This is a genomic window from Virgisporangium aurantiacum (genome assembly GCF_016863635.1).
GTDB classification, from domain to species: Bacteria; Actinomycetota; Actinomycetes; order Mycobacteriales; family Micromonosporaceae; genus Virgisporangium; species Virgisporangium aurantiacum.
Genome location: NZ_BOPG01000035.1, coordinates 1 through 14,100 on the forward strand (window position 1 = coordinate 1; position 14,100 = coordinate 14,100).

14 protein-coding genes are annotated in these 14,100 nt (G+C 71.1%); all 14 read right to left on the reverse strand.

Going from position 1 to position 14,100, the window contains the following annotated elements; translation table 11 throughout:
* Positions 1 to 363 precede the first annotated feature (363 nt).
* Positions 364 to 1,872, reverse strand: coding sequence for a potassium/proton antiporter (locus tag Vau01_RS29445; protein ID WP_203999149.1), 1,509 nt, complete (start codon positions 1,870 to 1,872; stop codon positions 364 to 366).
* A 9-nt stretch (positions 1,873 to 1,881) separates the two neighbouring features.
* Positions 1,882 to 2,181 (reverse strand): DUF167 domain-containing protein, encoded by a 300-nt coding sequence (locus Vau01_RS29450; RefSeq protein ID WP_203999151.1) that lies wholly within the window; start codon positions 2,179 to 2,181, stop codon positions 1,882 to 1,884.
* Between the two features lie 15 nt (positions 2,182 to 2,196).
* The gene (locus tag Vau01_RS29455) at positions 2,197 to 2,910 is read right to left on the reverse strand and encodes a hypothetical protein (RefSeq protein ID WP_203999153.1); all 714 of its coding nucleotides are present in this window, start codon (positions 2,908 to 2,910) and stop codon (positions 2,197 to 2,199) included.
* Positions 2,911 to 3,124: 214 nt separating this feature from the next.
* On the reverse strand, positions 3,125 to 3,925 hold the full coding sequence (locus tag Vau01_RS29460) for a DivIVA domain-containing protein (RefSeq protein ID WP_203999155.1): 801 nt from the start codon (positions 3,923 to 3,925) through the stop codon (positions 3,125 to 3,127).
* A gap of 36 nt (positions 3,926 to 3,961) precedes the next feature.
* The gene (locus Vau01_RS29465) at positions 3,962 to 4,279 is read right to left on the reverse strand and encodes a YggT family protein (RefSeq protein ID WP_203999157.1); all 318 of its coding nucleotides are present in this window, start codon (positions 4,277 to 4,279) and stop codon (positions 3,962 to 3,964) included.
* 21 nt (positions 4,280 to 4,300) lie between these two features.
* Positions 4,301 to 5,113 (reverse strand): cell division protein SepF, encoded by an 813-nt coding sequence (locus tag Vau01_RS29470; RefSeq protein WP_203999159.1) that lies wholly within the window; start codon positions 5,111 to 5,113, stop codon positions 4,301 to 4,303.
* A gap of 148 nt (positions 5,114 to 5,261) precedes the next feature.
* Positions 5,262 to 5,993 (reverse strand): YggS family pyridoxal phosphate-dependent enzyme, encoded by a 732-nt coding sequence (locus Vau01_RS29475; protein ID WP_203999161.1) that lies wholly within the window; start codon positions 5,991 to 5,993, stop codon positions 5,262 to 5,264.
* Entirely contained in the window at positions 5,990 to 7,111 is a 1,122-nt protein-coding gene (gene ftsZ, locus Vau01_RS29480) for a cell division protein FtsZ (protein WP_203999164.1), read from the reverse strand. The genes Vau01_RS29475 and ftsZ overlap by 4 nt, the downstream gene beginning before the upstream one ends.
* 329 nt (positions 7,112 to 7,440) lie before the next feature.
* A complete protein-coding gene (locus Vau01_RS29485; RefSeq protein WP_203999167.1) occupies positions 7,441 to 8,208 on the reverse strand; it encodes a cell division protein FtsQ/DivIB in 768 nt (255 codons plus the stop codon).
* Positions 8,209 to 8,225: 17 nt separating this feature from the next.
* The gene (gene murC / locus Vau01_RS29490; protein WP_239151955.1) at positions 8,226 to 9,638 is read right to left on the reverse strand and encodes a UDP-N-acetylmuramate--L-alanine ligase; all 1,413 of its coding nucleotides are present in this window, start codon (positions 9,636 to 9,638) and stop codon (positions 8,226 to 8,228) included.
* A complete protein-coding gene (locus Vau01_RS29495) occupies positions 9,625 to 10,737 on the reverse strand; it encodes a UDP-N-acetylglucosamine--N-acetylmuramyl-(pentapeptide) pyrophosphoryl-undecaprenol N-acetylglucosamine transferase (protein WP_203999170.1) in 1,113 nt (370 codons plus the stop codon). The genes murC and Vau01_RS29495 overlap by 14 nt, the downstream gene beginning before the upstream one ends.
* Positions 10,730 to 11,941, reverse strand: a complete 1,212-nt coding sequence (locus Vau01_RS29500) for an FtsW/RodA/SpoVE family cell cycle protein (protein WP_373320333.1) — start codon at positions 11,939 to 11,941, stop codon at positions 10,730 to 10,732. The genes Vau01_RS29495 and Vau01_RS29500 overlap by 8 nt, the downstream gene beginning before the upstream one ends.
* 203 nt (positions 11,942 to 12,144) lie before the next feature.
* Positions 12,145 to 13,512: a UDP-N-acetylmuramoyl-L-alanine--D-glutamate ligase gene (gene murD / locus Vau01_RS29505; RefSeq protein ID WP_203999173.1), complete on the reverse strand. Its 1,368-nt coding sequence runs from the start codon at positions 13,510 to 13,512 to the stop codon at positions 12,145 to 12,147.
* A 172-nt stretch (positions 13,513 to 13,684) separates the two neighbouring features.
* Positions 13,685 to 14,100, reverse strand: a 416-nt coding sequence (locus tag Vau01_RS29510) for an MraY family glycosyltransferase (protein ID WP_506019179.1), incomplete at its 5' end; no start/stop codon positions are given.

Consider the following 14,100-nt stretch of genomic DNA (forward strand, 5'->3'; position numbering starts at 1 on the left):
CTCGACTTTGCCGGGCTCGACTTCGCCGGTGCCGTCTTCGGTGCCGTCTTCGCGGCCGACTTGTTCGCCGGGGCGGCGGCCGCGCGCGCAGGGGACGACCGGCGCGATGGGGCATCGACCTGGGCTGCTCGCCCGGCTGCCTTTCGCGTCGCGGATGACCGTTCGGCCATGCGTCCCCCAGATAAAAGACGGGCGCGCGGTGCTGGCACCGCGCACTCCAGTGGGTGGCAAGAATACGGAATGTACCGGCGCCCGCCAACCATGCCACACCAGTTAGCTCAAAACGGACCTTTCTTTCTGGTTGCCGGATGCCTTTACCCGCTGCATACCCATCCGACACGTCGAGTTTCACAAATCCGTCGGTTACGTCGCCGGTTCGTCCCCGTGTTCGGCGAACCAGCGGGCCAGCCGGCCGCGGCGGCTGACCGCCCGGAGGCGGCGTTCGGTGGCGTCGCGGACCCGGTCGGCCGCGACGATCAACAGGCTGTCGTACGTGCGCAGGCGGGTGCTCGGTGCCGGGACGAACGCCGCCCCGTCGCGGGTCACCAGCATGATCGCCGCTCCCACCGGGAGGCGTAGCTCGTCGATGTGGACGCCGGCCAGCTTCGACCCGGGCGGAATGTCGAGTTGGAGCAGGTCGGCCCGCATCCGTTCCAGGGGAGCCGCGTCGAGTTCCAGTTCGGTCGTCTCGTCGGGGGCCAGCACCCCGAGCCAGCCGGCCGCGGGCGGCAGCGACCACCCCTGCGCCAGCGTGTACACCACCACCAGCACGAACACGACGTTGAACAGCATGCCCGCGCCGTCGACGCCGGCCGAGAGCGGGATCGTCGCCAGCACGATCGGCACGGCGCCGCGCAGCCCGGCCCAAGACAGGAAGATCTGGTCGCCGAGCCGGTACCCGAACGGCGCGACCGACGCCGCCACCGAGAGCGGTCGCGCCACCACCAGCAGCACGAACCCGATCACCAGCGCCGAGATGACGGCCGAGCCCAGGTCGGCCGGTTCCACCAGCAGGCCGAGCAGCACGAACAGCCCGATCTGCGCCAACCAGGCCAGCCCGTCGGCGAAGCCGAGCACCGCGCGGCGGTGCGGCAGGTGCGAGTTGCCGAGCACGACCCCGCACACGTACACGGCCAGGAACCCGGACGCGTGCGCCGCCAGCCCCACCGCGTACGCGAGCACCGTCAGCGCGACCGTGGCCAACGGATAGAGGCCGGCCGCCGGCAACGCGGCGTTGCGCAGCAGCCAGGCGCCGCCGAACCCGACCACCACCCCGATCAGGCCGCCGACGGCGAGTTCGTACCCGCCGATGAGGAGGTGCTCCCACCAGACGTGGCCGCCGCCGGATCCCTCGGTGACCGACAGCGCCAGCACGAGCAGCACCACCGGCGCGTCGTTGATACCGGACTCGGCCTCGAGCAGCGCCGCCAGCCGCGGCCGGATGCGCAGCCGGCGCAGCGTCGCGAACACCGCCGCCGCGTCCGTCGACGAGAGCACCGCCCCGTACAGGAAGGCCAGCCGCCAGTCCAGGCCGAGCAGGAAGTGACCGGCCACGGCGACCACCGCCGCGCTGACCGCGACCCCGACGGTGGAGAGCACCACCGCCGGAGCGAGCACCGGCCGCAGCTCACTCCACCGGGCCGTCAGGCCACCCTCGGCGATGATCACGACCAGCGCGCACAGGCCGAGCGTGCGGGTGAGATCGGCGTCGGTGAACTGGACGCCCAGCCCGATCGGGCCGAGCGCCATCCCGAGCGCGAGATAGACGAGGAGGCTGGGCAGGCCGAGCCGGCTCGACAGCCGGACCGCGGCGACGGCGATGAGCAGCACCGCCGCGCCGATCAGCAGCGCGACGTTGATCGAATCGTTCATCGCACGCCCTTACGGCGGCGCGTCGCGCAGGCGCGCCACCCGGTCGGCGAGATCGGGGGGCGCGTCGGTCACGGCGATGATCTTATCGCGGCCGGTCGCCCCGGACCGTAGCGACAGTGTCGCGCGTCGCAGTCCGAGGGCGTCGGCCAGCGCCGCGATCGCGGCGTCGGTGGCCCGCCCGTCGACCGGCGGCGCGTGGACCGCGACGATCAGCGCCGCACCGTGCGGCCCGTCGTACCGCCCACCGACCCGGGTACGGGACGACCCGGGCTTGACGCGAACGGCAACCAGCGATCCTGAACCGTCCAAGACCGCCGCTACCTCCTACCTCCGGACGCGGGCCAACAGCGTGCTGTCGGGTTCGCACAGACCGCACGGCGTGAAGCCCAGTTCCACCGCCTCGCTCACCGGGAGCGACTCGTGCTCGCGGCCCAGCAGGTGAACGCAGCCGGGCAGATGGTAACGGGGCCGACCGTCGATCACCAGGACATCGGCGTCCAGTTGCGCGACGCGGGCCACCTCAGCGGGCGACACCCGCTGCGCCGGCGGCTCGTCCGACGGGTCCTCCTCGTCGAACTCGTCGTCATCGTCGTCGTCTTCGAACTGGTCGTAGCGGTCGTCGTACTGCTGCTCGCCGTACCCGCCGCCGTAGCGCTCGCCCGAGGACTGCGCCGGGACCCCGCCGCGCCGGCCCACGTCGAGCAGCGTGGTCTCGCGGGCGGCGCCGGCGTAGTCGTCGTCGTCATCGAACTCGTCGGCGGCCGGGCCGCCGTCTCCCCCACGGTCGCCGACCCCCGCGCCCACGAGCCGGTCCTGCCGGTTCCGGCGCCGCTGGGGGGAGCGGGCGGCTTCCTCCTCCGCCTCGATCGCCGCGGCGACGGCCGCGCGACCGCTGCGCCGGGAGCCGACCACCAGCGCCAGCGCCGCGACGAGGCTGGTCAGGATCGAGGCGACGAGGTAGGCGTTCGACCCCTCGAGCAGGCCGTAGCCCAACAGGACCACCGCCCCCACGATCAGCACCAGGCTAACGACTGTCACGAGTACCCTCCGGCCCACAACTGGCTGCGCTGTCGCGGGTAAAACGAGTCAGGTCCGGTGGAGATTCTGGAAGATCCCGGACTACGTGTAACAGCCTTCCAACATTCACCGCCGGCCACAAGACAACCCTGCCGACACGAACATGGCGACGCGCCGCCCGTGCCCCCGTGACCGAGGGTGGGCGGCGCGTCGCCGTGTTCGTGCTACCGCGGGGCTAGCGGCTGCTGTCGCCGCGCCCGCTGTAGGAGCCGGCCAGGCTCGCAGCGGCAAGGCCACCGCTGTTTGTGGCGCGGGTCGAGGTCTCGGTCCGCTGAAGCTCCGCCTCCAGACCCTGCCCGCGGCCTTCCAGGTCGCGGAGCTGGCTCTCGAGGTACGCCTTGAGCCGCGTGCGGTACTCGCGCTCGAACTGCTTGAGCTCTTCGATGTGCTTCTGCAGCGCGGTGCGCTTGGCGTCGAGGCCGCTGATGGCGTCGGTGTGACGCTGACGCGCGTCACGCTCGAGCGCGTCGGCCTTGGCGCGCGCGTCGCGGGTGACCTCTTCGGCCTTCGACCGGGCGTCGGCCAGCAGCTTGTCGGCCTCGCGCCGGGCATCGTTGACGTGGTCGTCGGCCGTGCGCTGGGCCATCATGAGGACGCGCAGCGCCTGCTGCTCGCCCTCGCCCGCGGTCATGCCGCCGCCGGCGCCGGGGCCCTGCGCACGCAGCTGCTCGATCTCTGCCTGCATGCCCCGCGCGGCCTGCTCGGCCTGGGTCTTCTCGCGCTGGATCCGGTCGAGCTGCGACTTGACCTCGGCCAGCTCGGAAGCGAGCCGTGGGTCGGCACCGGGGCCGGCCGGACGGCCGCCGCCGCCCCGTTCGAGCTGCGCCCGCAGCTCGTTGTTCTCCTCGATCAGACGGGCGAGCTCGCGCTCGACCTCGTCAAGGAAGGCGTCGACCTCCTCCTCGTCGTACCCCCGTTTGCCGATCGGGGGTTTTTTGAAAGCGACGTTGTGGACGTCGGCCGGGGTCAGCGGCATCGATACTCCTCGGGTCGGTCTCGACCACGTGGCCAATCACGCACCGGCAACGGCTGCCGAGTCGATCAGGGGCCTTACCACGAAGTCCATCAGCACGAACAGGATAACCAGCAGCACAAGGGAGCTCAGGTCGAGACTCACCGTACCAAGCCGAAGCGGCGGGATCACCCGCCTCAACGCTTTCAGGGGTGGGTCAGTGACGCTCCACACCACTTCCATCGCCGCCGAAGCGCCCCGGCCGGGCTGCCAGCGCCGGCCGAACGTGAGCACGTAGCCCATGATGAACCGGGCGATCAGCGTCAGAAAGAAGACGTAGAGCACCAGGTAGAGCACCTGAAGGGTGATCGCTAGCAAGGGACGTGCACCTGGCCTCGCTCAACTCTGGTTGAAGAACCCGCCTTCCGCTATCCGCGCCTTGTCTTCGGCCGTGACCTGGACGTTCGCGGGTGAAAGCAGGAACACACGATTTGTGACGCGCTCGATCGTACCCCGCAGGCCGAACGCCAGCCCGGCCGCGAAGTCGACCAAACGCTTCGCATCCGCCTCGTCCATCTCGGTGAGATTCATGATCACCGGGACGCCGTCACGGAAATGCTCACCGATCGTACGCGCCTCGTTGTATGTCGTGGGGTGAAGCGTGGTGATCTGATACCGACCACGATCCTCCTCCTCGACCGTATTCACCCGTTCGGCGACAGCCGCGCGGGGAGCGAGGGCAAGGCTGTCCCGGCTCCCGTAGCTCGACGTGGTCGAGGGGCGGGTGATGGACCGCACGGTCTGCCGCTCCGGCCGCACGGCCTCGCTGCGGTCCGGTGCGCGGTCGGCGACGAGCCGGTCCGACGAACTCAACCGGTCCGAGCCCAACCGGTCCGACGAGCCGAGCCGGTCGGAACCCAACCGGTCGGAACCCAACCGGTCGGAACCCAACCGGTCGGAACCCAACCGGTCCGAGCCGAGCCGGTCGGAAGAGCCCAGGCGATCGGAACCGTGCCGGTCGGAACCCAGCCGGTCGGAGCCGTGCCGGTCGGAACCCAGGCGGGCCCGCGGAGCCACCACCGGCGCCTCGTCGACGTCGTCCTCATCCGCGAAGTCGTCGCCGTACCCGCGGTAGGAGCGGTCGTCGTAGCCCCGGTCGTCGTCATCCTCGACGAGCCCGAGCCACACCCCCGCCTTTCGCAGCGCACCCATGGGCGCTCCTCCGTCCGCCATGCGACACCTCCCCCGTGACGTGCCGCCCCTGTCGCACGCGGTTCAAGCTGAACTCATGCGCGGGTACCGCCGGCCGGCACGAACCAGCGGCCGATAAACAACACCGCTGTAATTCGGGTACCCTGCGTCAGGCTACCGCAGGTGGTAAACGATTCCCGAGGATTGCGCTTCCCAGGCGGACGTGTGTCGCGCCGGCTGCCACCGCTTCTTCGAGATCGGCACTCATTCCGGCGGAAACCAGGGTCGCGTCGGGGTGATCGGCACGAATCCAGGCGGCCACGTCGGCGAGTTTCTCGAACGCCGCAGCGGGCTTCCACCGCAATGGAGCCACCGCCATCACACCGCGCAGCCGTAGCGAGCGGTGCGAGGCGATCTCGTCGACCACCGCGCGCACCTCGCGGTCCGGGTCGGCCGCGCCCTCGATGGCGCCACCCCGCCCCGCGTTGCCGTCGAGGCCGATCTGCACGAGCACGTCGAGCGGGCGGGTGCGGTGCCGGTCGACGGCGGCGGCGAGGGTACGTGCCAACGACGCCGAGTCGACGGATTGCACCATGTCGGCGTACGTCACCACCGACCGGCACTTGTTGCGTTGTAGTTGGCCGACGTAATGCCACCGCACGGTGGCACCGGCGGCGGCCGTGGCGGCGGCCTTCGCGGCCGCCTCCTGGTCACGGTTCTCACCGATGTCGGTGAGACCTAGTTTGGCGAGGCGCAGCACATCGGCGACCGGATAGGTCTTGGTGACCGCGATGAGCGTCACCTCCGACACCGAACGGCCGGCGGCGGCACATGCCGCGGCCAGCCGTTCGCGCTGTGCGCTGAGGTTCAGAGCGAGCTGATCCGCTCGGGGATCGGTCACGCGCCGTTCTTCAAAAAGTCGGGAACGTCCACGTCGTCAAACAGTACGCTGCGCCGCGGCGGGGGCGTCGAGCTGGGTGTGCTGCTCGGCGGAGGAGGGGACGGCGCGGCCGGCTCGATCACCACGGGCTGCCGGGTGGGCTTGCGGGCCTCGGCCGGCTTGTAGGCCGGCGAGCCGCCGTCGAACCCGGCCGCGATCACCGTGACGCGCACCTCGTCGCCGAGGGCGTCGTCGATCACGGCGCCGAAGATGATGTTCGCGTCGGGGTGCGCCGCGTCGGTGACGAGCTGCGCCGCGTCGTTGATCTCGAACAGGCCCAGGTCGGACCCGCCCGCGATCGACAGCAGCACGCCGCGCGCACCGTCCATGCTCTGCTCCAGCAGCGGGCTGGAGATCGCCGACTCGGCCGCCTCGACCGCGCGGTTGTCGCCGCGGGCGCTGCCGATGCCCATGAGGGCGCTGCCGGCGCCGCTCATGACGCTCTTGACGTCGGCGAAGTCGAGGTTGATCAGGCCGGGCGTGGTGATGAGGTCGGTGATGCCCTGCACACCGGAGAGCAGCACCTGGTCGGCCTGGCGGAACGCGTCCATCATGCTGATGCCGCGGTCGCCCAGGGCGAGCAGCCGGTCGTTCGGGATCACGATGAGCGTGTCGCACTGGTTGCGCAGCTCGTCTATTCCCGACTCGGCCTGCACCTGGCGGCGCTTGCCCTCGAACGAGAACGGACGCGTCACCACGCCGATCGTCAGCGCGCCGAGCTTGCGGGCGATGTTCGCGACCACCGGCGCCCCGCCGGTGCCCGTGCCGCCGCCCTCGCCACAGGTGACGAAGACCATGTCGGCGCCCTTGAGCACCTCTTCGATCTCGTCGCGGTGGTCTTCGGCGGCGTTCTTCCCCACGTCGGGGTTCGCACCGGCGCCGAGGCCGCGGGTGAGTTCCCGGCCGACGTCGAGCTTGACGTCGGCGTCGCTCATCAACAGTGCCTGCGCATCGGTATTGATCGCGATGAACTCAACACCCTTCAGGCCGACCTCGATCATCCGGTTGACCGCGTTGACTCCGCCGCCACCGATGCCGACGACCTTGATGACCGCGAGATAGTTGTGCGGATGCGTCATCGGGCGTTGCCTTCCCTTCGCAGATGGCGGCCCACCCGACCTGGTTCACGGGTAGCCGTTTTATGCAGGCAGGTCGAGGGTTCCGGCAAACCCTCAACCTTTAGTTGAGGATGAGAGTTATGTCAACCAATGCTTGCGAGAAAGGTAGGCGGATACGGCGCGTGATCCAAGAACCGCTCTCGGCGTGTCGGCCAGGAAGGTTCTTTCGACCTGCGTGCGCCGATCGCCGTTTCTGCGCGAAAACATAATCGCACGAATCACCACAAACCCGCCGCCGAACCCCAGAATCCCCATACGCCCCCGGATGGCGCACGGGCCACCCTGGCGAATCAGCGGACCGTTACCAGGGACGGGGCGCTGACGTCGATCGTGCGGCCGGGTTTCGTCAGCAGCACCAGGACCACCCGGACCTTTTCGGCGTTCTCCGTCGCGTCGCCCCAGATGACGGTGCGGCCGTCGGTCAGTTCCAGCCTGATCCTGGCGGGGGCGTCCGCGGCCAGCACGGCCATCGGTCGCAGCAGTTCGGGCGGCAGCGCCCGGAGCACCGTCAGGGCCGCCCGGGTCGTCGGGTCGTCGCGGGACGGCGCGGGGATCCGCACGAGGGCCAGGCCGGCCGGCCGCGACTCGGCCTTCGCGTAGACCACGCCGGAAGCGTCGATCAGCCACAGGCCCGGGTCGGAACCGGACCGCTCCACCACCGCGGCCGGCGTCCGCTCGGTCACCCTGATGGTCACCGTGCCCGGCAGTTCGCGACCCACCGAGACGTGACCCACCGGCGGCAGCGCCGCGACACGACGGTGCACCGCACCGACGTCCACCCGCGCCAGCGACCGGCCGACGGGCACCGCGGCGGCCGCGCGCACGGCGTCCACCGACACCAGCGACGCGCCGGTGACCCGCACCTCCTCGACCGCGACCACCGGGGTGAACCAGACGACGGCCGCGCCGATGCCGACCAGCCCGACCACGACGGCGGCCGTGAGCAGCGGTGCCGCCCGGCGCAACCGGTGCCGCCGGGCCCGCGCGCTGAAGCGGCGCACCGAGTCCGGAACGGCGTCCTGCCGCGCCCGGACCAGCCGCCACCGCGTGTCAGCCACCGGGAGGACCGGAGATCTCAGCCACCAGAAGCAACCCCGGCGGACAACGCCCCCAGCACCTCGTCGCCCATCAGCGAGATCGGCGGCGCGCCCATCGTGACCACGACGTCGCCCGGCCGGGCCCGCCGGATCACCTCGCCCGGCACGTCCTCCCACGACGGGACGAACACCTTGCGGTCGTCGGGCAGCGACACCGCCGCGGTGAGCGCGACCCCGCCCTGGCCCGGCTCGCGGACCTCGCCCGGGCCGAACACCTCCATGATCACGGCTTCGTCGGCGAGCGACAGCGCGGCCGCGATCTCGGCCTCGAAGTCGCGGGTGCGGTAGACGCGGTACGGCTGGAACACGACGATCAGCCGGCCGTCGCCGGCGACCTCGCGCAGCGTCTCCATGGCGAAGTTCATCGAGGTCGGGTGGTAGGCGTACTCGTCGTAGACGCGCACCCCGCCGACGGCGCCCTTCAACTCGAACCGGCGCCGCACGCCCGGGAACGCCGCCAGCGCCTCGGTGATCACCTGGAACGGCAGCCCCAGTTTCAGCGCCACCAGCGCCGCCGCCGCCGCGTTCAGGCCGAGGTGGCGGCCGGGCGACGGCAAGCTGATCTCGCCCAACGGCTCGCCGTTCAGCACCGCCTGGTAGCGCACCCCGGTCGCCGACGACACGACGTCGACGAGACGGAGGTCGGCGTCCTCGGCCGTTCCGTACGTGAAGACGGTGCCGGGCGCCCGCGCGGCGAACCGCCGGGCACCCGGGTCGTCGGCGCAGGTCACCACGAACCCGGCCGGGTCGACCCGGCCGGCGAACTCGACGAACGCGTCCTCCAGGCCGGCCAGGTCGCCGTAGTTGTTCAGGTGGTCGGCGTCGATGTTGGTGACCACCGCGACGTGCGGCCGGTAGATCAGGAACGACTTGTCGCTCTCGTCGGCCTCGGCCACGAACAGGTCGCCGCCCCCGTGATGCCCGTTCGAGCCGACCTCGGAGATCTCGCCGCCGATGAAGAACGACGGGTCGAGCCCGGCGTGCTGGATGATCACGGTGATCATCGACGTGGTGGTGGTCTTGCCGTGCGTGCCGGCGACGGCGATCGCCCGCCGCTTGTTCATCGCCGCGGCCATCGCCTGCGACCGGTGCAGGACCCGCAACCCACGCGAGCGCGCCTCGACCAGCTCGATGTGATCGGACGGGATCGCCGTGGAGTAGACGACCGTGTCGACGCCGTCGAGGTTGGACGCGGCGTGGCTCATGAAGACCGTGCCGCCGAGCGCCCGCAGCCCCGCGAGCGTCGGCCACTCCCGGAGCTCGCTCCCGGACACCGGGATGCCCCGCGTGAGCAGCAGCCGGGCCAGCCCGGCCATGCCGACCCCACCGGTGCCGATGAGGTGCACCCGCCCGAGATCCTCCGCCGTCAGGTCGGCACTAACGGGCTCCACCGACGACCTCCAGGAGATAGTTCCGCAACTGCTCGTCGCCGTCGCGACGGCCGTAGCCGGCGGCCGCGTGGCTCATGGCCGCGATCCGGTGCGGGTCGCGCACCAGCGGCAGCACGGTCGACTCGATGTAGGCGGGGGTCAGGTCGGCGTCCTCGCACAGCAGGCCACCGCCGGCCTCCACCACCGGCAGCGCGTTGCGCCGCTGCTCGCCGTTGCCCCACGGCAACGGAACGTACACCGCCGGCATGCCGATCGCGGCCGTCTCCGCGCAGGTCATCGCGCCGCCCCGGCAGATCGCCAGGTCACCGGCCGCGTACCCGAGCTCCATCTCCTTGAGGAACTTGACCGCCACGTACGGCGCGGCGAGATCGGTGGGGACGGTGATGTCGTCGTTGCGCGCGCCGACGATGTGCAGCACCTGCACGCCGGCCGACGTGATCGCCTTCGCGGCGCCCAGCACGGCCTGGTTGATCGACCGGGCACCCTGCGAGGCCCCGAACACGAACAGGGTCGGCAGATCCGGATGCAGGCCGAAGTGAGCGCGGGCCTGGGCGCGCAGCGCCGGCCGGTCGATCGTGGAGATCGACTGGCGCAGCGGCACACCGACCACCCGCTTGCCCGCCACCCGCGGCTCCTGCGTGAGCTGGTGCGGGAACCCGAGCGCCACATGATCGGTGACGCGCAGGCCCAGCCGGTTCGCGACGCCGACCGGCACGTCCTTCTCGTGGATCAGCAACGGCGTCTTGCGCCGCCACGCCGCCAGGTACGCCGGCACCGCCACGTACCCGCCGAACCCGACCACCGCGTCGGCCTGCACCTCGTCGAGGATCTTGCGGGTCGCCTTGGTCGACGTCACCATCCGGTCGGGCGTGCGGAACAGGTTCCAGTTGACGCTGCGCGGCAGCTGGAACGCCGGCACCATGCGCAGGTCGTACCCGGCACCCGGGATCAGGTCCTTCTCCAGGCCGCGGGGCGTGCCGACGCACGTGATGCGCAGCGCCGGGTCGTGCCGCCGCAGGCAGTCGGCGAACGCCAGCAACGGATAGATGTGCCCGCCCGTCCCGCCACCGGCGAGCACGACTGAGCGTAGATCAACCACTGGGCTTCCTCCCCTTACGCGCCGCGGGCAGCGGCGGTAGCGGGGCCCAGAGTAGCCGGACCCATTTGCGCGGCGGCCGGGCGTGCAGGGCCTTGGCCGCGTCCGGTTCGGAGCGGGCGAACCCGGTGAGCACACCGGCCGCGGCGAGCCCGACGAGGAGCGCGCTGCCACCGTCGGAGATGAACGGCAGCGGCAGGCCGGTGATCGGCAGCAACGTGGTCACGCCGCCGATGTTGATCATCGCCTGGCTGATCAGCCACGTGGTGACCGCCGCCGCGACCAGCCGCTGGAACGGGTCGTTGACCCGCCGCGCGATCCGCAGCCCGGTGTAGGCGAGCACGCCGAACAGCACCAGCACCACCAGGCACCCGACCACGCCCAGTTCCTCGGCGATCACCGCGAAGATGAAGTCGTTGTGACCGTTGGGCAGGTAGCCCCACTTCTGCCGGCCCTCGCCCAGCCCGACCCCGAACCAGCCGCCGTTGCCGAGCGCGGTGAGCCCCTGCGCCGCCTGGTACGCCTCGTCGCTGGAGTTCGTGGCACGGCCGTCGCCGAACAGGAAGTCGAGCCACACGGCCAGCCGTTCCATCCGGTACACGTTCTTGCCCGGCATGAACACCAGCGCCATCACGCCGGCGAGGCCGACGCCGATCATCGCGCCGAACACCCGCAGCCGCGCGCCGGCCGCCCACAGGATGCCGATGAACATCGCCAGCAGGCACAGCATCGTGCCGAGGTCGTGGTAGCCGACCAGCAGGAACAGCAGGCCCGACACCGGGAACAGAGGCACCGCGACCTCGCGCCACTCGGCGATCGCCGGTCCCTTGCGGGCCAGGATGTCGGCGGCCCACAACGCGAACGCCAGCTTCGCCAGCTCCGACGGCTGCAACTGCACCGGCCCGATGTGCAACCACAACTGGTCGGCGGTGATCGGCCCGATGCTCGCCGCCTTCGGCTTCATGCCCTCGGGCGTCTGCATCACCGACAGCATGCCGAGCACGTCGACCATCGTGATCATCACGAACGAGGAGATCAGCGCGACCCGGGAGATCCGCCGGTAGGTCTGCGACGGCAGCCGCTGGCAGATCCAGAACGCCACCAGGCCGACCCCCGCCGACACCAGCTGCCTCTTGACCGACGAGTACGGGTTGCCGTTGGCGTCCAGGCTGGTCGCGGAGAAGACCATGGTCAGGCCGATCAGCACCAGCAGGCCGACGGTCGCGAGCAGAAGATAATAGGACGCGAGTGGTCGCGCGAGGATGCCGCGGAGCGCCGCGAGGGGTCCGCCGGCCGGGCTTTTCAGAGGAGACGGCGTGGCGACGCCCGCCGGGCGACCGGGCGAGCGGAGTACGGGGTCCACCGCCGGCGGCCCGGGAGAATCACCCCGGTTACCCGACGACGTGGTCGTCACGATGTCTCCTGGGTACCCAGCCTGCGCACGGCCGCGGCGAACGCGTGGCCGCGGGCCTCGAAGCTGGCGAACATGTCCTTCGACGCGGCGGCCGGCGCCAGCAGCACCGTGTCGCCGCTTCCGGCCAGTCCGGCCGCCGCGCGCACCACCTCGTCCATGGCCCCATCATGGGTGGTCGACACCTCGACCACCGGGACCTGCGGCGCGTGTCGGGCCAATGCGGCACGGATCAGCCCTCGATCGACGCCCAGCAGTACCGCGCCGGCCAGCCGATCGGCCACGGTCGCCACCAGGTCGTCGGGATCGACGCCCTTCAACTGGCCACCGGCGACCCACACCACCCGCGGGTACGCGGTCAGCGAGCCGACCGCCGCGTGCGGGTTGGTCGCCTTGCTGTCGTCGACGTACGCGACGCCGTCGACCGTGGCCACGAGCGCGTTGCGGTGCGGCTCGGGTACGTAACCCGCCAGCCCCCTGCGAACCGCGTCGAGCGGGACGCCGAACCAGCGGGCCAGCGCCGCCGCCGCCAGCGCGTTGGCCACGTTGTGCGTGCCCGGTGGGCGGATCGCCGCGGCCTCGATGATCCGGTTGCCGTCGGCGTCGACGAGCACGCCGTCGACGAGCCCGAACTGGCCCGGGTCCCAGCCGGCCGTGGTGAACCCGATCCCGCCCGCGATCTGCCCGAGCAGCGCGGCCACCAGCGCGTCGTCGCGGTTACCGACGGCGCCGCCGGCACCGGCCCGGGCGGCCCGCCACACGTTGGTCTTCGCGTCGATGTAGTGCTCGCGCGTGCCGTGCCACTCGAGGTGGTCGTCGGCCAGGTTGAGGAACGCGCCGGCCTGTGGCGCCATCCGGCTCGACCAGTACAACTGGAAGCTGGACAGCTCGACGGCGAGCACGTCGTACTTCTCCGGGCTCTGCGCGTCCACGAGGGGTTCCCCGATGTTGCCCAGCGCCGCCGTGCGGAGCCCGCCCGCGGCGAGCATCGCGGCCAACATGGTCACCGTGGTGGTCTTGCCGTTGGTGCCGGTGATCGCGAGCCACGGCGGCGCGCCCGGCCCGCGCAGGCGCCAGGCCAGCTCCGGTTCCGAGTAGACGTCGAGCCCCTGCTGCACGGCCGCCGCCGCGAGCGGGTGGTGCGGGGCGAACCCGGGCGACACCACCACGTCCTGCTGCTCTTTCAGCAGGTCGAGCCCGGCGCCGACGACCGTGCGGGCACCCGCCGCGGCCAGTTCCTCCAGCGCGGGCATGGCGTTGGCGTCCACCACCGTGACCTCGGCCCCGGCGGCCAGCAACGCCCGGGCGGACGCCGCGCCGGCCATCCGCGCCCCCGCGACCAGCACCCGCCGCCCCGCGTAACTCACGCGATCACCCCACCCGGCACATATACGACGCTCGATCCAGTGCGCTTCGCGTCACCCCCGCGACCCTGGGCGCCCCGCCACCGCTCCGCACCGTCCATGATCATCGTTTGAGGGAGAAACGTGGAGTGTGGCTGCAGGTTTCTTCCTGAAAACATGATCTTGATCGAGACGGTCACGAGGCTCCGCTCATCTCGCGGAGGAAGTCCGCGTAGAAGAGGCCCAGCGCCGCCGCGACGCCCAGCCCCGCCACGATCCAGAACCGGATGACGACGTTGACCTCGCTCCACCCGGCCAGCTCGAAGTGGTGCTGCAACGGCACCATCCGGAAGATACGTTTACCGGTGGTGCGGTACGAACCGATCTGCATCACCCACGTCACCGTGATGATGAAGTACAGCACCGTGATGATCGGCAGCATGAACACGGTCTTCGTGGCCACCGCCATGCCGGCGATCAGCGCACCGAGCGCCATCGACCCGGTGTCGCCCATGAAGATCTTCGCCGGTGACGTGTTCCACCACAGGAACCCGACACAGGCGCCCGCGCACGCGCCCGCGATCAGCGCGATCTCCAGCGGGTCCCGCGACG